A 21,566-nucleotide genomic window follows, 5' to 3' on the forward strand; every position below is an offset into this window, starting at 1 on the left:
ATGCTTTATGGCCGATAAAACTAAATAGGGCTACGAAAGTATTCTTAATTATTTCGGTTTTCCCCTTTGGGGCCTGATTATTAGAACTTTATTAGAACTTACCGGGGTAATTCTGCTGCAGGAACTTTTTGAATGCATTAACGTCCTTCGTATTCGTCAACACCTGCAGGTTGTAGTCGGTGGCGATGATAAAGGAATATTTGGCGGCCGGAAGCCAGGGTATGATGTCGCTGGCTGCCAGTTTGCGGGCTTTATCGATGTACGAAATGGCCTCATTGGCATTGGGGAAGGTGCCTATCAACACCAGTTTAATGTCATCGCTCACCGTTTGGTTATTGACTGCATACCCCTTGGTTGAATTTTGTTCCCGGTTATAGCGGGTGAACGCATTGCGGGCTTCGTTCACATACACAGGGTCTACCTTATCGAGCACAATGACCACATAATGCGGTAATTCTGCATTATTGGCCAACACCAGCGGTTTGGGCGCTTCTACTTTCGCCTTCACCGAATCTTTTATCACCGGCGGGGGCGGCGGCAGCTGGGTAACCGGTTGTTTGGCAGCCGGTGTTACCGGTTTATCGGTTTTAGCCACATCGGGCTTATTGGTTTTGGCCGTATCGGGCGTATTGGTCTTAGCCACAACGGGCTTATTGGCCCTGGCTGAATCCTGTGCTTTAGGCACATTTGCCGGGGGCTGCTGTGGTTTGGGCACAGTTGTGGCCGGCGGTTGCTGTGGTTTAGCTGCGGTAACCGGCGCGGGTTGTTGCGTGGGCTGTACCGTTGCAGGCGGTTGTTGCACCACTACCACTGTTGGCGGGGGAACAATGCCTGTTGGCTCGGCGGTGCTGTCCTCGGCCGGGCGTTCTATCTTCAGGTTCGTGAGGTAATCTTCAATTTGCTTGCGGCGGCCCAATACATCGATCAATGCGCGCGCTTTGTCGGCCATGGGCGATTTCGGGAACAGGATAACGATTTGCTGCAAGGTTTTTTTGGCAGAATCGTCTTCGCGTTGCCTGATATAGTAAACCGACTGAATATACAGCAGCTGCGGTGTCCAGTAATTCTTGTTGTACAGGCTATCGGCAATTTTCTTTTGCGCCTGCGCTTCCTCAAAATTGCCTTCAATGAATAAATTATAGATGTTGTCGTACCGGCGGGTCATATCGAGCTTTGCCGTACTGTCGGGCGAAATGCCATTGGGGTTCGATACGATCTTTTCGAAATTGGTACCCGGGTATTTCGTCTTCAGCTCATTCTGCGCAGCAGTGGCTTTGGCCAGATCACCGGTTTTTGTATAGCAATAGGCCAGCAGGAACAGGGCCTCGGGCCGGTTTTTGCTATCGGGGAAACGGGTAAGGAAGGCTTCCAGCGTATTGATGGTGGAAGTGTAATCTTCCAGTCCTTCCAGGTAGGCTTTACCCAGGTTGAATTGGGCTTTTTCAATTGAATCGTTCGAGGTATTGATCTGCGCCGGGGTAAGCGGAACCGTTTTTAGTAATTCTTCATAGGAGATGGGGCCTGCAGGCACATCGCTGCCTGTAGCTTTTCCTTCATCCATATTGTTGGCTATTGCCGGTCCCTGTTTTACGGCCGACATCCGCTGCCAGTTATCAACATTGGGCCGGTTGCCCCAGGTGCCTTTGAATTCAGTATAGCCCTTTCCCTTGAGGGTAGCATTATAAAAATACCAGTCGCCTTTTGCGTTGTTGCCGAACAAATCGCTGGGCCCACTGTTATCATTGAACGATAAGGGCCCGCCGGAGACCTCTCCATTATTTTCTTCTTTAAGCCCCTGTTTCTTACGTAATTGCTTTACCAGCTTTTTAATATAGGCATCGCGCTCTGCTTCGGGCATGGCGGCAATGCGTTGCAGGCTGTCTTCCCGGTTAATGGCGTTTTGATACACTACGATCTTCGCGAGCGCTGCTTTTAATTTATTAAATGAAGTAAGGTCAACCAGGTCGGGGTTGATATTGGTAATGCTATCGTAAAAGCGTTTGGCGTCGGGGTAATTTTTTTCTTTAAAACACAGGTCGCCCAGCAATAAGAATGCTTTGGAACGAACCGAAGGATCTTCGCCGGGGTTTGTGGTTGCTTTTATCAACAGCGCTTTGGCGCCGGCGATATTATTCCGTTCCAGTTCCATTTCGGCGGCTGCATAATAAATGATATCGCGGTAGGCCAGGTAGCGGTCTTTCCGCGCCATTTTCACCAGCTCTTTTATGTTCTCCTGAATTACTTTATCGTCGCCTTTGTGCTGGCGAATGGCGTTGAGGCGGGCGTACACTTCCAGCACCGGGTTCAATGTATGGCTTACGGCTTTTTCAAAGAACCGGGCCGCATCGGTTGAATTGCCGGCACGTTCGTATAACTGGCCTATCAGGTATAGCCACCGCGCTGTTTCTTCGCGGTTTTCGGCATTGGGCAGGGCTTCTTCCAGATATATTGCGGCGCTGTCATATATCTGTTGTTTGTAGAACCACCAGGCCTGCATTTCGCGCAGGTCGCTTGTTAAGCGGGCCGGGAACAGCGGATCGTGTTTCAGCGTTTCAATTAAGCCGGCTGCTTCGGGCAGTTCATCATTTGCCAGGAAGGTCCTTATTTGCCAAATGAACGATTCATTACGGCTGGGCGGACGGGCCCATATTTTATGCAGCACATCGGTTTTCTCTTTGCTTGAAATGGAGAAAACACTGCCGCCTTCATCGGCATTGGCATTGGAACCGATCGGTTTATCATAACCGTCTTTTTCCTTGGGCGCAAATGCGTAGTTGAGGTATTGAAATGTGTAATAGGCCGAATCGAGCACCTTCTTGAAATAATAGGCTTCGCCCATTAGCATATACATATTATCGACCCAGGTGTTGCGGAGGTCGTGCAGCAGAATGGCTGCATTGGACTTGTAAATAACCGAATCGAGTTCAATTTTGTCTTTTGCGGTTACATCAAGGCTGTAGTTATAAAAAGAAAGCAGGCGGGCGTAATCGTCTTTATGCTGCGCTTTGGCGCGGGCGATCACTTCGGCCAGCTTTTTATAAGCGTTGTAATGATAGTTGAATTTGGTGGTGCCGTTCTGTGTAAAGCGGCGCCAGAGGTGGTTTTTGCGGTCTTCAGTTTTTTCGGAAGGGAGCTTGCGGTTCTCGAATTTTTGCGGCTTTTTGAGGTCAAAAGAAAGCGTGGGCTGAGCGGATAATTTCGGCAGCCAAATTATTAAAACAATAAGTAATGCAAGTATCCTCGTCAAATCCTTTGAATTTCTACCACAAACTAAAATCTTATTAACTGATTTTCAAGAAAAATATTTTGCAGGTACGTTAATTTTTATACTCGTGACCAGCAATTAAAATAACTTATTATCTTTAGCGTTTTGAAACTCTCTCTATGGCTAAATTCGATGCCCAATCTACCCTGAAGCGCTTGCAGAACCGGTACCGGCTGGTAGTGATGAACGATGATACTTACGAAGAGGTTGTGACGTTTAAGTTATCCAGACTGAGTGTTTACATTACACTTAGCACCATTTTTGTGTTGCTCACCGGGTTAACGGTGGCACTCATTGTGTTTACACCCCTGCGTATGTACATACCGGGGTATGGAGACGTTAACACCATGCGTGAGTTGCGCGAACTGAAGGTACGTACCGATTCACTGGAGCAGGCGATGCAGTATAAAGACAAGTATCTTGACAACGTAAAAAGTGTATTACAGGGGAATATCAGCGTTAAACTGGACACTACCACGCTTTCTATTCCTCAAACTGAGAATATTGAAGAATAAACCAACCACCATACCGTATGTTCAATCAAAAATCCAAATCCGAAATCTCAGGTGAAGTATCTGCACCCGGAACAGGGGCTGCTACCATTATTGCTGCCGGAACCACATTAAAAGGCGATATTTCGAGCAATGGCGACATCCGTATTGATGGCACGCTGCAGGGAAATATTCAATGCCAGGCCAAGGTGGTCATTGGCTCAAATGGTTCAGTTGAAGGCGATATTTCGGGACAGCAGGCCGATATCATGGGGAAGGTAAGCGGCACCATCAAGGTAAAAGAGTTGTTGCAGTTAAAAGGCGGCAGCCATGTGAGCGGCAATTTATATGCAGGAAAACTGCAGATAGAGCCGAGCGCAAATTTCAATGGCCAGTGCCATATGACAACAGCCACCAATGGTCAGGTGAATGAAGTAATTGCCGATAAAAAGGCAAAAGAGCTTGCAAAAGCCTGATTTAGATTACCTGGTTACGCCCCCTATGTACTTGTTGAACGCACCTATTCGATAACCTGATTGTTACCGGATAAGGACTGTTTTTTCTAAATTGTAGGTTGGTTTGTCCGGGTTTTCTACTCATTTCCTGTCTATCTTTGCGCTCCATTATTTAAACAATGAATAAAACGGTTTTCAGGTCATTTCGCCCGCTGGTGCTGATATTTGTTATTACCAATGCGTTGTTTTTAACCAGCCGGGCCCGGTTGAACCAGTGGAATATAGATGTTGATGTATTGATAATAGGTAACCTGGTGCTGTTTGCTGCTACCGCTGTTTCATTTTTCCTGTTCACCCGCCAGCTCAACACTAAGAACCCACAGGCAATTGTGCGTACCGTGTATGGGGGGGTATTGTCAAAAATGATGATTTGCCTGGTGGCTGTCTTTGTTTATATTAGCATAGCTGGTAAAGGAGTTAATAAAGGCGGCGTTTTTGGCTGTATGTTCCTTTACGTGCTTTATACGACCCTTGAGGTTGTCACGCTGATGAAATTGAGCAAGCAAAAAAAGAATGTCTAAGCAGGAGGCCCCATTAGAGTATCTCAGTAAGTTCATTCCCGCCACGGCTGTACCCCGGGTGCTGGAATTCCTGCATCAGTATAAGGTACATTTAACCATCACCCGTGAGCGAAAATCAATCCTCGGCGATTACCGCCATGCCACTACCAATAAAAATCACCGCATTAGTGTCAACGGCAATTTAAATCCTTACGCTTTTTTGATCACGCTGGTACATGAGCTGGCCCACCTGGTCACCTTTATGCAATTTGGGCACCGCGTATCGCCCCATGGCCGGGAGTGGAAGAATTTATATGCCATGTTGTTGAAAGACTTTTTGGGTAAAGAGATCTTTCCGCCCGTGGTTGAACAGGCGCTCAAGCAATCGATGCACGACCTGCCAGCCAGCAGTTGTGCCGATGAGGGCCTGATGCGGGTATTGAAGCAGTTCGATCGCAATAACGGGCTGGTAATGGTTGAGCAGTTACCCGAAGGACAACTGTTCGATATAGGCGAAGGCCGCATTTTTAAAAAAGGGAAGAAATTGCGCAAGCGTTTCCAGTGCGTGGAGGTAGAAACGGGGAAGTTGTATTTGTTCAGTCCGATCTACGAGGTAAAAGCCTGTTGACAATTTGCAATTTCGAAGGTTACCTGTTACCAGGTCCCGGTTGCCAGGTCCTTATTGCAAAAGGCTGATTACATTTTGTATTCCCCGGTAACCCGAAACCGGTAACTGGCCACTCTTTATAGTTCCTTCAGCATCCATACATCACATCCAAAATGCCCCGTATTTCCCAGCGGACCATCAAGGTATTTAAATCCGAACTTTTCATACACCGACACCGCTTTTCGCAGCTCGGGCATGGTTTCAAGATATACTTTACGGTAGCCGGCATCTTTTGCAAATGCCAGGGCTTTTTCAATCAGGATCTTTCCAATGCCTTTTCCGCGTGCGGCAGGCGACAGGTACATTTTCACCAGTTCACCCGTATCGGCTGGTAAGCCGGGCGAAGGAAAAATGCCGGCGCCGCCAATGAGCACTCCATTTTCTTCAGCCACATAATAGATACTGCCTTGCTGTTGAAACAATTCGTATAAGGCATCGGTTGTGGCGTCGTAGAAAACAGTACCTGGTTTATTAGCGCCGAATTCGGCCAGGGCATTCCGTACAATAATTGCCAGCGCCTGGTTATCGGCAGGCTGAATAGTTCTGAAAGTAAGGGATGGCATGCAACAAAGATACGCCAAATTGCAGGCACTATACCTCGGTTATACCAATAGCCATTGGAACAACACCATAATATCAATGGGTAAGCATCAACGGGTGAGCATCTACGGTAAATATCAGATATACAGTAAGAGGAAGTATAAACGTATGGGGTAGGGGAGTGTTCTTTGTAACTGCAGAAGTAACTAAGCCAGAATTGCCATGAGGCTGTAAATGATCACATAGGCTACAAAGATGAATCCGAAGAATAGTCGTACGGGATTTTTCATTGCTACAGATTAATCAGGTTAACGATTGGTTTAACATTTTATTCGACAAAATTCTATGCCAAAACCCACTTATCCACAAGAGGGATTTACTAATTTTTAGAATTACAGAAAATACGGTGCATTTTTCGTAACTACACTAATGATGGGCTAGAGGTTAATATCGGGCGGTTGATGAAAACACCTATCAGTAACGGAAAGCGAATTAAACAGCAGCAGCATTGGTGTTTTCTCTATGATCGCTTATGCGTACAAAGATACTGGTTGCTTTATTACTTCGCAATTGCATTCAGTAAAATTAGATATCCACGATGTAATGTGTTGGCGGTAGTAAATGAATGATTTATGCAATTGGTAAATGTACGAAGCGGTGTTTGTGGATATACGAGGCATAAAGGTTTCATCCTAGTTATTTCTAAAATAATCGCACATATTGTTAACTTATTCTTACCAAAAGCTTCCTAATTTGAAGAAATTGTAACATTTTTATACCGGCAATGCAACAACAACACTTTTGTAATAGCTTTGCTCATCCAACGTCAAATGAAAACCGAAAAAACAAAAACATATAACCCTTTCGTATCCGTGAAAACCAATTTCCATAACGCATATTATAATGCTGTCACCAGCAATGTCTCCTGCCAGTTACCGGCGGGTTTTTTTATGCCCATACCCGTTAGTGTAAGGGTATATTCCTAGATACGAATAAGTTTACCAACGAGCAGAACGAATAAGTGATGAAATGATGAATAAAAAGTAGTTAAAGTTTCGATCTTTATACAGGCAAACAAAAAGATATTAAAGTATCCAACGTCCGAAAGAAAAACCAAAGTAAAAAGTCCAGGTCCGAAAGAAAAACCGAGTTCAACATCCAATTGAAAAACCAAAAGTCCGAAGTCCGAAAGAAAAACCAGGATCCGAATTCCTAAGAAAACCAAAGTCCGAAGTCCAAAGTCCGAAAGAAAAACCAAAGTCCGAAGTCCAAAGTCCAAAAGAAAAACCGAAGTCCAGGTCCGAAAGAAAAACCAAAGTCCAAGAGTCCGAAAAACCGTAACGTATTCCTGTGTTAAACTATCCAAAATGTCCAAAGTCCGAAGAAAAACCAAATCCAGATCCAATTGAAAACCAAAGTAAGATCCGAAAGTCCTTTTGAAAACTGATCCAGTAATCCTTTGAAAACAGAAACCGTCTCTCAAAAAAGAATTGCCCCCGCTTTCCGTTGCGGGGGCATTTATTTTTTTAGAGGGGGTAAGCCCCCTGTTATTATTGGTACGCTTTAGCAAGGCCATGTTCCGGATCAATAAATTACCACAAATCCGTAAATGTGTTGAGTGGTTTTTAATATACCGTACTATATGTTAACTTGTATACGAATTATGCGGCCTGTACTTATTATATGGTTATCGATAGCGTCGATCACTGATGTTGCTGTAGGTCAGATACCACGCACTACTTCGGGCCAGTTCCAGTATTATGGTGAAGTTGTTAGCGAGAATTCCGCCCATTCCATGGAACGGGCCAAATCCTTTTTTAACCAGCCTTTTCTTGTACATTGGGATACCGTTGCCCACGTTGAGCAGCCAGCTAATTTGCTGTTAACCGGCAAAGGTTATATTAATGTAAGGGCCAAACTCCATGGTGTTTCGGTTCCCTCCATTATACCGGTTGCCCTGCATATGAGCATTGAGATAATGGATGGCCACTATCGCTATATGATCAATCATTTTGAGGTCATTGATAAAGAAGGCAAGTTGCAATACCACCTGGAAGATAAGCCTGAAACAATTAAATCTATTGCCTACGACCAACTGCTTCAGAATACCCACAAGCGTGTCAGTTTTGTAATAGGCTGGCTGAAGAAGTATATGAAAGGGGATGAATAATACCCCCAGCCCCTAAAAGGGAGGAAGAAGTTACCAGTTGCCGGTTCCCACTACTCACCTCGCGATATTCAGGGATTTCGCATTCAGCGCATTCACCATTGACCATTGACCATTCACCATTCACGATCTCCCGTTGCCTACATAATAACAAAAGGCCCTCTGTTAAACAGAAGGCCTTTTGTTATTATCTTAATAGTCCTATTAACTTTATCTCCCCCTTTAGGGGGGTGGGGGTGACTTCTCACTAAGCTACCGCTTTACCTACCAGGGCAGCCGCTTCGCTTAACAGAATGGCCGATTGTACTTTCAGGCCGCTTTCTTCGATCAGTTTTTTAGCTTCTTCAGCATTGGTTCCCTGTAAACGAACGATGATGGGAACAGTGATGTTGCCGATTGATTTATACGCATCGATAACACCTTGTGCAACCCGGTCGCAACGTACGATACCACCAAAGATGTTGATGAGGATCGCTTTTACTTTCGGGTCTTTCAAAATGATGCGGAAACCAGCTTCTACAGTAGTGGCGTTAGCTGTACCACCTACATCGAGGAAGTTGGCAGGCTCACCACCGCTCAGTTTGATCATATCCATGGTAGCCATGGCCAAACCGGCGCCGTTTACCATACAACCTACGTTACCATCGAGTTTTACGAAGTTCAGGTTGTATTTACCTGCTTCTACTTCTGTAGGATCTTCTTCGCTGATATCGCGCAGTGCTTCCAGTTCGGGATGACGCATCAATGAATTATCATCAAGGCCCATTTTACAGTCAACGGCAATGATCTTTTCGTCAGATGTTTTGAACAGCGGGTTGATCTCGAGCATAGCGCAATCTAACCCAACGTATGCATTGTATAAATTAGTAACGAATTTTACGCAGTTCTTGAATGCTTCACCTTTTAAACCCAGGTTAAATGCAATTTTACGCGCCTGGAAAGGGTACAGTCCACTACCTGCGTGAACCCACTCTTTGAAGATCTTGTCGGGTGTATTGTGAGCCACTTCTTCGATATCCATACCGCCTTCAGTGCTGTACATGATCACATTCTGGCCTTTTGTACGATCGAGCAGAATCGATAAGTAAAACTCTTTTACCGGGTTGGGACCAGGATAATATACGTCCTGTGCAACCAGTACTTTGTTCACCAGTTTACCAGCTTCACCGGTTTGAATGGTTACCAGGGTGCCACCGAGTATATTACTGGCGATTGTTTTTATTTCTTCGGCACTTTTACCTACAGCCACACCGCGTTGTTCGGTGCCTCTGATTTTACCCTTACCGCGACCACCCGCATGTATTTGCGCTTTTACAACTGCGAAGTTGTTGCCAAACTGAACTTTTAAATTCTTATATGCTTCTTCGGCCGCGTCGGCTCTGTCGACCGGTATTCCTTCCTGCACCGGTACATTGTATTTTTTCAGTAATTCCTTTGCCTGGTATTCGTGAAGATTCATGCCGTAAAAAATTTTGGCGAAAATAAGCAAAAAAGGTATTACCTGTTACCCCTGCTGCCAGTTAACAGCCTACGATTTACGGTAACGTTGCCGGAAATCGGTTGTTACCGGTTACCAGTTTCCGGTTCCCGGGGCGAAACGCCTGGCAACTGGCAACCCGGCAACCGGTAACTTCCTTATATTTGCACGCATTTTCAACCAATAAAACGCGCCATTAACATTATTATTCATCATTTATGCCCGGTATACTTCAACAATTACATGAAACCACTTCCTTTATTCAGAGCAATTATCCCCACATCCCCGAGGTGGGCATTGTTTTAGGAAGCGGATTGGGAAATTTTGCGCAGGAAATCAAAGTTGAAAAGGAAATCGCGTACGATGCCATTCCCCATTTCCCGGTTTCTACAGTAGAAGGCCATCATGGCAAGCTGATGTTTGGCGAATTAAGCGGGAAGAAAGTGGTGGTAATGGCCGGCCGCTTCCATTTTTATGAAGGATATACCCCCGATCAGGTATCCTATCCTATCAGGGTAATGAAACAACTGGGTATCCGGCAATTGATGTTATCCAATGCGGCGGGTGGGGTAAACCCGGCATTTACGGTGGGCGACCTCATGATCATTACCGATCACATCAGTTTCAGCACGGTAAACCCGCTGATCGGTAAAAATTATACCGAACTGGGCCCCCGTTTCCCTGATATGAGCGAGCCATATACTAAAGAGATCATAAAAAAAGCCAAAGCCATTGCGGCCGCTTCGAATATAAAAGTGCAGGAAGGGGTTTATTTTGGTGTAACTGGTCCAACATTTGAAACAAGGGCCGAATACAAACTGATCCATCGTATGGGTGGCGATGCGGTGGGCATGAGCACCGTACAGGAAGTGATCATTGCAGTGCATATGGGCCTGCCCGTATTTGCCGTGAGCGTTATCACCGATATTGGTATACGGGAAGAAGATAATATAATCACGCATGAAGAAGTATTACAGGCCGCGAAGGAAGCTGAACCAAAGCTCACCGCTATCTTTAAACAACTGGTAGCTGAATTGTAATATGCCGAAGCTGCCGGCATTCTGACAGCTTCGATTAGTCAGCACAATTAACTTTCTTATAACCGGTATCGGTTTAATAATTATTAATTTGTCGCCTTGTTTAATAATCGTTCATACTTGTTAAGGATCTGGTACATATTTATTGGTTCCCTTTTACTGACCGGCTTTGTAAATTCGGCAAAGGCCCAACAGGATTTTCTTCGTAAGGCGCAGGGGAAGTTCAGTGGCATGAGCATGTCGGGTGGTGGCAGCGATTCAATTGGCCACCGTACGGGCCTCGAAGATTCCATCACCATCCATTTCCGTTTCCTCGATACAAGCAGGTTGCAGAATTTCGATTCCGTATTATACGATTTCAGCAAACGCATAAATGTTCCCTGGTACCACGTTAACCTCGGTAATTTGGGCACCGCCTCGCGCAGTCTTTTGTTTGAACCTAAAATGAAGGCCGGTTGGGACCATGGCTTTCATGCATTTGATATTTACAACTTAACGGTGCAGGACGCCCGCTTTTATAATACAACCCGCCCGTATGCCGAATTGAATTATCTGCTGGGGTCTAAATCGGAACAATTGATCCGCCTCATGCATACCCAAAACCTGAAGCCAAACTGGAACATGGCTTTTGAGTACCGGCTGATCAATGCACCGGGTTTTTTTCAGAACCAGAATACCAATCATAATAATTACCGCTTTACTTCCTGGTACCAGTCGAAGAACAAACGTTACCAGAATTTCATAGTGATAGTGGGCAACAAACTGCAATCAGGTGAAAACGGCGGTATAAAAGCCGATGGTAACTACCTCGATAGTGCGGGCGGCGCCTACGATGAACGGTCAAATATTCCCACCAAACTGGGACCCGACCAGCCCGGCAGCCGCAATTTCTTCAGCTCCAATATACCCACCGGTACCAATTATACCAATGCTACGTATATGCTGCGGCAGCAGTACGACCTGGGACAAAAAGACTCCCTGGTGGTGAACGATACCACTACAATACCTTTGTTTTACCCGCGTTTGCGCCTTGAGCATACTATTGCGTTAAGCACCTATCATTACCGCTTTCATGATAACTATTCAGATACCAACTATTACGATAGCCTGTATGCCATCCCTTTGAGAAAGAACCGGGATACTTTTTTTAACCGGGAACACTGGCGGGAATTAGTGAATGATTTTTCGATCTACACTTTCCCTGATGCTAAAAATGCAGGACAATTCCTGAAGCTGGGCGCCTCCTTACAAACCCTGAAGGGGGAATTTATTGATTCGGTGTATTTGAAAGACAGCAGCTTCACTAAAGACTATTATAACTTCTTTGTACACGGCGAATACCGCAACCGCACCCGCAACAAGAAATGGGATATTGAGGCCCTGGGTAATTTTTATGTGAACGGAAATAATGCCGGCGACTATAATGCCTACATCAGTTTGCAGCGGTTGATCAGCCGGCAGATCGGGTATTTACAGGTGGGCTTTCAAAACACCAACCGTACGCCTTCTTATGTGTACAACCCCAACAGCAGTTTTTATCTTGATTCGGCAGCCAGCCCCATCGATCTTAAAAAAGAGAATACGTCTATACTGTTCGGTTCTTTTGTGCAACCCAAATTGAGGTTGAAACTAACCGGAAAGTATTACGTGGTTACCAATTATACTTATTATACCAATTACATGCATGTTGAGCAGGCTACCACGCTGTTCAATGTGTTGCAGGTATCGGCCGAAAAGATCTTCCGCATTGGCGGCAGCTGGAACTGGAAAACCTGGGTGGTATTACAGCAACGTATAGGTGATGGTCCGGTGAACCTGCCCCTGCTTACCACCCGCAACCAGGTAGGCTATGATGGCACCCTTGGCTTTAAGAACCTGCGCATCAGCTTTGGCGCCGAAATGCGTTATTTCACTTCTTATAAAGCGCCGCAATATTCACCCCTTATAGGGCAGTACTTTTACCAGAATGAGACCACCGTAAAGCTGGCAAGGCCCGATTTAAGCGCTTACCTGCATTTCCGTATTAAAAGCTTTAGCGCTTATGTACGGGCCGAAAACCTGAACGCGCTGAACCCATCACAGGGTGGCTTTACAAAGAATAATGTTCCCACTATTGATTATCCTTATCCCGGTATGCAAATTCGGGTAGGTATCTTCTGGAGCTTTGTGAATTAATGGCTGCCTGCGGGTGCTGCCTGCACGGTGGCTTTCTTTCCTTTGAACAGGTTGCGGTAATGCGATAAGATCCTGCTGGTCCAAAACCCGATGCCTACACCGGGTAATATCCATAACAGCCAGCTTAATGAACCCATTTTCACGTTCACCACAATAAATGCGGTAACGGTGGCGGCAAAAGCCCCGCCCATCCGGCTGCCATGGGTGAAGAACCAATGCTGTTTTTCGGCCGGCCGCCTGTAAAAACGGCGAATGTCCTTTAAGCCGCTGATAAAGCAAAAGATGCCGAAGCTGAGCGGAACAGTTCCCCACATACCCCGCTGTGTAAACCAGAAATAACTGAAGATTACCAGGGCCAGTCCGGCCAGCATACCGGTACCGCTTATGAACCAGTCGAGCCCGGCAGGTTGCTGTTGCAGATGCAGTTTTTTGAGGTACAAAGCCCGGTAGCCCGAGCTGGCGAGGTAATAGCTGAAAAAGCCTACCATAAACAGGAATGGAATGTTCTTGACTATTGAAATGAAGGTGGCTGTTATAAAAACACCGGTCATCCCAAAAAAGAAGATCTTCCCGGTAAGGCGGTGACGCGGGGCGCCTTTTTTATTGAGCATGGAAAGAAGTCCGGTAGATAATGCAGTAAATCCACTGATGATGTGCAGGATGAGCATAATTTTTAATGCGATGGTCATATCTGATGGCTTTTTTTGATTTTGGCAATGAGTTGGTTGCCTTCACAAAAATGCCTGTATATCAGGGCGTTTTCCAAATGCAAGGGATGAAATGCGCGGGTTTGGGACAGAATGCAGGCCACACAGCCTCCTGAAGGGGGAGTTTTCAAACCGGCAATCATTTGTGAGGTCAGGCAGCTGTACTTCGGTTAGGTTGTGGTTTGGTTGTGGTCGTATTGTGGTAATATCAGGTTAACCTTTTGGTTACCCTTTAGGTAATAAAATGGAAATGAAAAGGTAAAGGCAATATTACCCTAACATAAAGGGTACCTGAAGAAGGGAGAAGAAAAGCCAACCCGGGGGTAATGAAAAGGAAAAGGGGAGGTCACCAGGGGGTAACAAAAAAGAGAGGACTACCTAAGCAGGAGGTAACCAGGAGGAAACCAGGGGGTAAAGAAATGATTTTGCTGATGTTGGAAATCAACTAATTGCGAAACGCCGGGGTAACCAGGAGGTAAACAAGAGGTAAAGAATTGACTTATCCCATGCTGAGCAAAAGGGTTTGTTCGGAGAGTTTTGAATTCAAATTCCGCGAAACCGGCACCGGTTCCGCCCCATCTTTTAAATGCAGTTTATACCCCTGCGCATTGCCGCTTACATGCGCTACGGCACTCAAATTCACAATAAACGCGCGGTGGCAGCGGAAAAATTGGGGGAAGGGGGCCAGCATTTCTTCTACTTTTCGCAGGGTGCTGCGCAAAAGATACGTAGCGGGTTCGTTTTCTTTTAAAAAATGGATCTGCACATAATTATCCGCCGAAGTAATATACCGGATATCGCCGGGGGCTACCATAAACTGTTCTTTCCCGTTCTCACTGGTAAATACGATGTTCTCTTGCTGGTTCAACAGTACCGGAGCCGGGCTTTCTGCCTGGTGCAATTGTTTATCCAGTTGCGAAGCGCCGGCCTTGTATTTTTTTAACAGGCGTTGTTGTTTCAATAAGATATTCAGCCACAGCGTGAAGATGCCCACTATCAACGTCCACCATAAAAAACGGATCAGCATATACCACGACAAAGTTGTTCCCGACAGCCAGTGGTTCAGCAACCAGTTACCAAATGCAATAACCACCAGTTGCCAGCACATATGCACCAACTCTTTGCCAACCGTCCATTTTTCTTCGCGGTAAACAGCCGGCAAAAGCCAGGGCAGCATAAAAGTATTCAGGGTGGCAAGAACAAAAGTGACCAGCGCGTATAAGGAAGCCTGTAAGATGCGGGCGGAAAGGCTTAGCTCATTAATGCCAAAAGGCTGTAACAGGAACAGGATCAAAAATACACACAACGCGGCATAAAAAGTATACCGGAACGCCTGGCGCGAGGGCGCATCTAAAGGAAAAGGACGGTGTAATAACATAAATGGGCCTTGATGGCGGCATAAAGATAATATTCCATATTATTGGGCCCTGGTCTTAACACAGGTTAAAAAATAATTATTATCCTTTTATTTGACCGGCTGTTTTGTACATTTGACCCGTGAAAAAGGCCGTAGCCATATTTTTTGTAAGTATTTATATGCTGTCGTTCTCAGAACTGCACCAGTTTCTGCGAATGCCCGTATTGATACAACATTTTATTGAGCACCGGCATCAGGACCCATCCATCTCCCTGCTTTCTTTCCTGAACTTACATTACATTCATCAGTATGTAAAGGACGAGGATTATCAACGCGATAACCAGTTGCCTTTTCGCCATACCGATTGCTGCGTAGCCAATACCACCATTTGTTGCGAGTGCCCGGTAAATGCAGTTATTGAATTGCCGGTACGCAGTATAGAAGCAAAGAACGAGTTTATTCTGCACAATGAAGATAATCACTCCCTGCTCGCAGTAGCCGATATTTTTCAGCCACCCCGTTGCGCCTGAGCCATAACCATTTTATTGTAGGCAAAAAAGTGAATGCGCTATAAGCAGCATCACTATTTGTTTATCGTGTATTGATACCGAATCAGGCAAAGTACATTGTACAACAAACCATGGGCGTATGCAGGCAACTACTGTATACGATGTAATTGCTGTTTGTTGTAGTGTGCCTTTACCTGTACAAAAAGTATTTCATGATCCAATCTATCATTCGTTTTTCTATCAAGAATAAACTGATAATCGGTTTATTTATACTGGCGCTTATCATTTGGGGCGGTTATTCCGTAACCCGGCTACCCATTGATGCCGTGCCCGATATTACCGATAACCAGGTACAGGTGATCACTATATCCCCATCGCTGGGCGCACCCGATGTAGAACGGTTGATCACTTTTCCTATTGAACAGGCAAACAGTACCATACCCGGTCTCAAGAAGATCAGGAGTTTTTCCCGTTTTGGTTTATCGGTAGTGACCATTGTTTTTGAAGACAATGTCGATGTATACTGGGCCCGGCAGCAAATTGCTGAACGGCTGCAGCAGGTGCAGAACCAGATACCCACACAATTGGGTAAACCCGAAATGGCGCCAATTACCACAGGCCTTGGTGAAATTTACCAGTATGTGGTGCGTGCAAAAAAAGGCTATGAGCAGCAATACGATGCCATGCAGTTACGAACGATCCAGGACTGGATCATTCGCCGGCAATTGCTGGGCACACCCGGTGTGGCCGATGTTTCCAGTTTTGGCGGGCTGCTGAAGCAATATGAAATAGCTGTGAACACATCGCGGTTGAAATCGTATAACCTCACGATCGATGATGTATTCAATGCCCTGGAAAAAAATAATCAGAATACGGGTGGCGCCTATATTGAAAAAGGTCCGGCCGTATTATTCATCCGCAGCGAAGGACTGATCACCAATGAACAGGATATTGGCAATATAGTAGTAAAACAGATCGATGCCGGTATACCGGTGCTCATGCGCGATGTAGCCACCATACAACTGGGCAGCGCTACCCGCTACGGGGCCATGACGTATAATGATAAAGGCGAGGTAGCCGGCGCCATTGTAATGATGTTGAAAGGTGAGAACTCGTCGGCCGTCATAAAACGGATAAAGGAAAGAATAAAGCAAATACAACAAACCCTGCCCGAAGGGGTAGTGGTAGAACCGTTCCTCGACCGCACCAAAATGGTGAACCACGCCATTGGAACGGTAGAGACCAATTTGATTGAAGGCGCCCTGATCGTGGTGTTTGTGCTGGTTGTGTTTTTGGGTAACCTGCGGGCGGGGCTGGTAGTGGCATCTGTCATTCCTTTATCGATGTTGTTTGCCATCATTCTGATGAATGCGTTTGGCGTAAGCGGTAACCTTATGAGCCTTGGCGCTATTGATTTTGGATTGATCGTTGATGGGGCCGTGATCATTGTGGAAGCCGTGATGCACCGGTTAAGCCATTCCCGGCATTTTACGGGCGTGAACCGGTTGAACCAAAGCAGCATGGATGAAGAAGTACAGCAAAGCGCTTCCCGCATGATGAATGCCGCCATTTTTGGACAGATCATTATCCTCGTTGTTTACCTGCCTATTTATTCTTTACAGGGTATTGAAGGAAAAATGTTCCGCCCTATGGCGCAAACGGTAACCTTTGCCTTGCTGGGCGCATTCCTGCTGTCATTCACCTATGTGCCCATGATGACCTCGCTGTTCCTCAGTAAAAAATTATCGCATACCGAAAGCTTCAGCGACCGCATGATGCGGCGGTTAGAGAAAATATATCAGCGCGGGCTGGAAAAACTGTTGCATTTCCCCAAAACCATAGTAGCTGCAAGTATCCTGTTCTTTGGGCTCAGCCTGGTGATCTTTTCCCGGTTGGGCGGCGAGTTTATTCCGCAGCTGGAAGAAGGAGATTTTGCTGTTGAAACCCGGGTGCTTACAGGAAGTAATATCAGTACCTCAGTGAACACCCTTACAAGGGCAGCCCATATCTTAAAAAGCCGTTTCCCTGAAGTGATAAAGGTAGTAGGCAAGAACGGCAGCAGTGAAATACCTACCGACCCCATGCCTATTGAAGCCAGTGATCTGATGGTCATCTTGAAAGATAAGAAGGAGTGGACAAGCGCCCGCACATTTGATGAGCTGGCCCAAAAAATGCGTGTAGCCCTGGAAGATATTCCCGGCGCTACATTCGGTTTTCAGTTCCCGGTACAAATGCGGTTCAATGAACTCATCAGCGGTGCGCGGCAGGATGTGGTGTGTAAGATTTTTGGTGAAGACCTTGACACGCTGGCGCAATATGCCAACAAGATCGGGTCTATTATAAATACTGTTAAAGGAACAAGCGATCTGTATGTAGAAACCGTTACCGGTATTCCGCAGATCCTGATCAGGTACAACCGGAATGCCATTGCCCATTACGGATTGAATATTGAAGACCTCAACCGCGTGGTGAACACGGCTTTTGCGGGGCAAAGCGCCGGACTGGTTTATGAAGGGGAACGGCGTTTTGACCTGGTTGTACGGTTAGAGAATACCCAACGCCAGGATGTAACCGATGTACAGAACCTGTTAGTGCCCACCCCCAATGGCGCCCAGGTACCATTGAGCCAGGTAGCCACTGTTAGTATACAGGAAGGACCCAACCAAATACAACGTGAAGATGCCAAACGAAGGATCGTGGCTGGTTTCAATGTACGGGGGCGCGATGTGGAAAGTATTGTACAGGAGCTCGACAAAAAAATAAAACAACAGGTGCATTTGCCCGCCGGTTATTACATCGATTACGGCGGCCAGTTCGAGAATTTAACCGAAGCGCGGCAGCGCTTGGCCATTGCCGTACCAGTTGCCTTATTGCTGATACTGGTAATGTTGTATTTCGCATTCGGTAAAATAAAATATGGACTGCTTATTTTTTCTGCCATTCCATTATCGGCCATTGGCGGTATCCTGTTCCTGTGGATGCGGGGCATGCCCTTCAGTATTTCAGCAGGCATTGGCTTTATTGCCTTATTTGGCGTGGCAGTATTGAATGGAATTGTATTGATCGCCGAATTCACCCGGTTAAAGCACCAGGGTATACACGATATTAAACAAATTATTATGGAAGGAACACGCATTCGGTTGCGGCCGGTGTTAATGACTGCATCCGTTGCTTCACTTGGCTTTTTACCCATGGCATTGAGCCGCGGGGCCGGGGCTGAAGTACAACGGCCGTTGGCGACCGTTGTTATTGGCGGACTGCTTACTGCCACATTCCTTACTCTGGTTGTATTGCCTGTGCTGTATATGTGGTTCGAAAAACGGGTGCCCAAAGGGCCAGCGCCAAAACTGGCTGCCATGATCCTGCTGCTGGGGTTATGCCAGCCCGTGCTTTCACAAACAACTGCCAGCCGTTCCATGCCGTTGGAGCAAATGTTGCAACAGGCCAATACCGGTAACCTGTCGTTACAGGCGAGCCGGAAAGGCATTGGCTACTGGACGCAATTGCAAAGCGCCACTAGCGAATTGCCACGCACGCAGATCGGCGGCGAATATGGTAATATCAACAGTATGAAAAACGATACCCGGTTTTATATTAACCAGTCGTTTGAATTGCCGGTGGTATACCGGCGGCAGAAAGAACTGTACCAGGCCCAGGAACAGGTGGCAACCAAACAGGTGGCGCTGAAGCAACAGGAATTGCATAAAGCCGTAAAGACCGTTTTTTATAATATGGTTGACCTGCTTGAGCGGCAACATTTGTTGATGCGCCTCGATTCAGTTTACAGCCGCTTTCTGGAAGCTGCTACCTTGCGCCTGAAAACAGGCGAAAGCACCATGCTCGAAAAAAGCAATGCCGAAACCCAGATACAACAATTGAAATTGCAACAGGAACAGGTAAAGGCCGATCTGCGTATTGAGCAGCAACAATTGCAATGGTTGCTTAATACGAATGAGAACCTGTTACCCGCTTATGAGGCCCTGAAAAAAGGATCTGCAGTAATTACCGATACCATGGCAATCGCCGGCCACCCCGCAGTACAATTACAACAGGAACGGGCAAAGGTGAACGCTGCGCAAACCAATATAGAAAAGGCCCGGCTGTCGCCGGAATTTATGGTGGGGTACAGCAATCAATCTATTATAGGTTATCAGTCACCAGATGGTGTTACGCAGAAATATTACGATGCAGGTAACCGTTTTCATATTTACCAGATGGCGGTTGCAGTGCCCCTGTTCAACAAAGCTGTGAAGGCCCGCATCAGGGCAAACCAGGTACAGGAAGAAACGGCCAAAATGGAAGTATCGGCCACCAGCCAGTACCTGAACAATCAATGGCAGCAATTGAACGAATCCTATAAAAAATATACTGAGCAGGTACGGTATTACGAAACAAGCGGACTGCAACAGGCTGCCTTAATTACCCGTAATGCGCGGCTGGGTTTTGAAAAAGGTGATGTAAGCTATGTTGAGTGGACCCTGCAAATGAATAATGCCGTGAACATAGAGCTCGGCTATTTACAGGCTGTACATGCCCTGAACAACACCATTATTGAACTGGAATATTTAACCGGAAAATGATCCCCGATATGAAGAATTTGTTTATATATAGTATTGTTTTGTTTTTATCAGCTTCCTGCTCCTCCTCAACAGAAGAGAAAGCCGCAGCGCCGGAAAAGGCAACCGATGAGAATGCCGTAAGCTTAACGGAAGCACAAATAAAAAATGCCGGTATTGAGACCGGGGCCATACAATCGCAAAACATGAACTCCGTATTAAAAGTGAACGGGGTTGTAGATGTACCGCCGCAGAATATTGTATCGGTGAGCTTCCCGCTGGGGGGATATCTGAAACATACAAACCTGTTGCCCGGTATGCATGTGAGCAGGGGAGAGGTCATTGGTACCATTGAAGACCAGGGGCTGGTGCAATTACAACAGGATTACCTGATGGCCCAGGCCCGGTTGCATTTTCTGCAGCAGGAGTATGACCGGCAAAAAGAATTAAGTGAGCAACAGGTAAGCGCCGCCAAAACCTTTCAACAGGTGCAGGCCGATTTTGCGGCGCAGAAAGTGTTGGTAAAAGGCTTTGGGGAGAAACTGCGGTTGATAAATATTAACCCCGCCTCTTTGAATGAGAATAACATTTCGCGCAGCGTACCGGTTTATTCGCCCATCAATGGTTTTGTGTCGAAAGTAAATGTAAACATCGGCAAGTTTGTGAATGCTACCGATGTGTTGTTTGAGCTCATTAATCCCGATGATATTCATGCGGCCCTCACCGTTTTTGAAAAAGACCTGTCGAAGATAAAGGTGGAGCAACTGGTGAAGGTATCGTTTGTTGATGAGCCCGGTAAGGAATACGATTGTGAAGTGATACTGGTTACCCGTAATGTGGATGTTAACCGCAGCGGTACCATTCATTGCCATTTCAAGACAAGGCCCAGGAACCTGTTGCCCGGTATGTTCCTGAACGGATCGATCCATATTGAAAATGTACCCGCGCTTACGGTGCCCGAAGAGGCCGTAGTGCGGTATGGCAATAAGGAATACATTGTACAGGCTACAGGGGAGAACAAGTTTCAGCTGGTGGCTGTGGAAACAGGTATCCGGGAAAATAAGCGCGTAGCCGTTAGTTCAACCAGCACGGAGCTTTCGGGTATGCAGGTGGTCACTAAAAATGCGTATGCGGTATTGGGTAAAATGAAGAATACGGCGGAAGAAGAATAGTTGACAGTTTAAAGTTTACAGTTCAAAGTTAAGCCTTCGCTGCGCTCAGGGGTAATAAGCAATTGGGGTACCTGTCGAAACCGTGGACTGTAAACTTTAAACTCTGTAATCTTCCCGTACCGGCGAAAAGGCATCCAGTACTTTAACCGCGGTACGCGCATAAGCACTATGCGGAACATTGCCGGGGATCACATGCACCATGCCGGGTGTCAGCAACATTTTTTCACCGCCGATAACCATTTCCAGTTCTCCTTCCATGATAAACGTGATCTGTTCATGCGGATGGCTGTGTTCGGGTAACTGTGCACCGGGTTCAATATCTACAAACGACAGGGTCATGGTATCGCCATGTACAAAGCGGCCGTATAAACCCGGTACTATCACTTTGCCTTTTACGTCATTAAGATGTTGCATAATGAGGTTTTTATGTA

General features: G+C 46.2%; 16 protein-coding genes. 10 read left to right on the top strand and 6 right to left on the bottom strand.

The features are described from left to right. Nucleotides 1-91: 91 nt before the first annotated feature. Nucleotides 92-3,247: a type IX secretion system periplasmic lipoprotein PorW/SprE gene (porW, locus tag A3860_RS20630; RefSeq protein WP_081149238.1), complete on the bottom strand. Its 3,156-nt coding sequence runs from the start codon at nt 3,245-3,247 to the stop codon at nt 92-94. Between the two features lie 137 nt (nt 3,248-3,384). Between porW and A3860_RS20635 the strand changes: the two genes are divergently transcribed. From A3860_RS20635 to A3860_RS20650, 4 genes are all read left to right on the top strand, one after another. Beyond that, nucleotides 3,385-3,780 (top strand): hypothetical protein, encoded by a 396-nt coding sequence (locus A3860_RS20635; protein WP_081149241.1) that lies wholly within the window; start codon nt 3,385-3,387, stop codon nt 3,778-3,780. Nucleotides 3,781-3,797: 17 nt separating this feature from the next. Then, on the top strand, nt 3,798-4,232 hold the full coding sequence (locus A3860_RS20640; protein WP_081149244.1) for a bactofilin family protein: 435 nt from the start codon (nt 3,798-3,800) through the stop codon (nt 4,230-4,232). 158 nt (nt 4,233-4,390) lie between these two features. Beyond that, the gene (locus tag A3860_RS20645; RefSeq protein ID WP_081149247.1) at nt 4,391-4,792 is read left to right on the top strand and encodes a hypothetical protein; all 402 of its coding nucleotides are present in this window, start codon (nt 4,391-4,393) and stop codon (nt 4,790-4,792) included. Beyond that, nucleotides 4,785-5,399 carry a SprT-like domain-containing protein gene (locus tag A3860_RS20650; protein WP_081149250.1) on the top strand — a complete coding sequence of 205 codons (615 nt, stop codon included), beginning with the start codon at nt 4,785-4,787 and terminating at the stop codon, nt 5,397-5,399. Before A3860_RS20645 ends, A3860_RS20650 begins: the two co-directional genes overlap by 8 nt. A 116-nt stretch (nt 5,400-5,515) precedes the next feature. Here the strand turns inward: A3860_RS20650 and A3860_RS20655 are convergent, their stop codons facing one another. Then, nucleotides 5,516-6,001: a GNAT family N-acetyltransferase gene (locus A3860_RS20655; protein ID WP_081149253.1), complete on the bottom strand. Its 486-nt coding sequence runs from the start codon at nt 5,999-6,001 to the stop codon at nt 5,516-5,518. 1,640 nt (nt 6,002-7,641) lie between these two features. On the opposite strand from A3860_RS20655, the gene A3860_RS20665 reads away from it, so the two are divergent. Further along, the gene (locus A3860_RS20665; protein WP_081149258.1) at nt 7,642-8,148 is read left to right on the top strand and encodes a hypothetical protein; all 507 of its coding nucleotides are present in this window, start codon (nt 7,642-7,644) and stop codon (nt 8,146-8,148) included. Between the two features lie 244 nt (nt 8,149-8,392). On the opposite strand, the gene sucC is transcribed toward A3860_RS20665, so the two are convergent. Further along, nucleotides 8,393-9,604: an ADP-forming succinate--CoA ligase subunit beta gene (gene sucC / locus A3860_RS20670; protein ID WP_081149261.1), complete on the bottom strand. Its 1,212-nt coding sequence runs from the start codon at nt 9,602-9,604 to the stop codon at nt 8,393-8,395. A 236-nt stretch (nt 9,605-9,840) separates the two neighbouring features. Between sucC and A3860_RS20675 the strand changes: the two genes are divergently transcribed. After that, complete coding sequence (locus A3860_RS20675; protein WP_143774202.1) at nt 9,841-10,662, top strand: purine-nucleoside phosphorylase; 822 nt, start codon at nt 9,841-9,843, stop codon at nt 10,660-10,662. Nucleotides 10,663-10,779: 117 nt separating this feature from the next. After that, complete coding sequence (locus A3860_RS20680; protein ID WP_143774203.1) at nt 10,780-12,834, top strand: putative porin; 2,055 nt, start codon at nt 10,780-10,782, stop codon at nt 12,832-12,834. Here the strand turns inward: A3860_RS20680 and A3860_RS20685 are convergent. Further along, on the bottom strand, nt 12,831-13,523 hold the full coding sequence (locus A3860_RS20685; protein ID WP_081149263.1) for a hypothetical protein: 693 nt from the start codon (nt 13,521-13,523) through the stop codon (nt 12,831-12,833). The two genes, A3860_RS20680 and A3860_RS20685, sit on opposite strands and share 4 nt — an antisense overlap. 517 nt (nt 13,524-14,040) lie before the next feature. Further along, entirely contained in the window at nt 14,041-14,919 is an 879-nt protein-coding gene (locus A3860_RS20690; protein ID WP_081149266.1) for a LytR/AlgR family response regulator transcription factor, read from the bottom strand. A 119-nt stretch (nt 14,920-15,038) separates the two neighbouring features. Between A3860_RS20690 and A3860_RS20695 the strand changes: the two genes are divergently transcribed. From A3860_RS20695 to A3860_RS20705, 3 genes are all read left to right on the top strand, one after another. Next, a complete protein-coding gene (locus tag A3860_RS20695) occupies nt 15,039-15,428 on the top strand; it encodes a hypothetical protein (RefSeq protein WP_143774204.1) in 390 nt (129 codons plus the stop codon). 191 nt (nt 15,429-15,619) lie between these two features. Next, a complete protein-coding gene (locus A3860_RS20700; protein WP_081149271.1) occupies nt 15,620-19,987 on the top strand; it encodes a CusA/CzcA family heavy metal efflux RND transporter in 4,368 nt (1,455 codons plus the stop codon). Between the two features lie 8 nt (nt 19,988-19,995). Next, the gene (locus A3860_RS20705; protein ID WP_081149496.1) at nt 19,996-21,135 is read left to right on the top strand and encodes an efflux RND transporter periplasmic adaptor subunit; all 1,140 of its coding nucleotides are present in this window, start codon (nt 19,996-19,998) and stop codon (nt 21,133-21,135) included. 96 nt (nt 21,136-21,231) lie between these two features. On the opposite strand, the gene A3860_RS20710 is transcribed toward A3860_RS20705, so the two are convergent. Beyond that, the gene (locus A3860_RS20710) at nt 21,232-21,549 is read right to left on the bottom strand and encodes a cupin domain-containing protein (protein WP_081149274.1); all 318 of its coding nucleotides are present in this window, start codon (nt 21,547-21,549) and stop codon (nt 21,232-21,234) included. Nucleotides 21,550-21,566: the final 17 nt, after the last annotated feature.

Source organism: Niastella vici, assembly GCF_002077945.1.
In the GTDB taxonomy this organism is placed as follows: domain Bacteria; phylum Bacteroidota; class Bacteroidia; order Chitinophagales; family Chitinophagaceae; genus Niastella; species Niastella vici.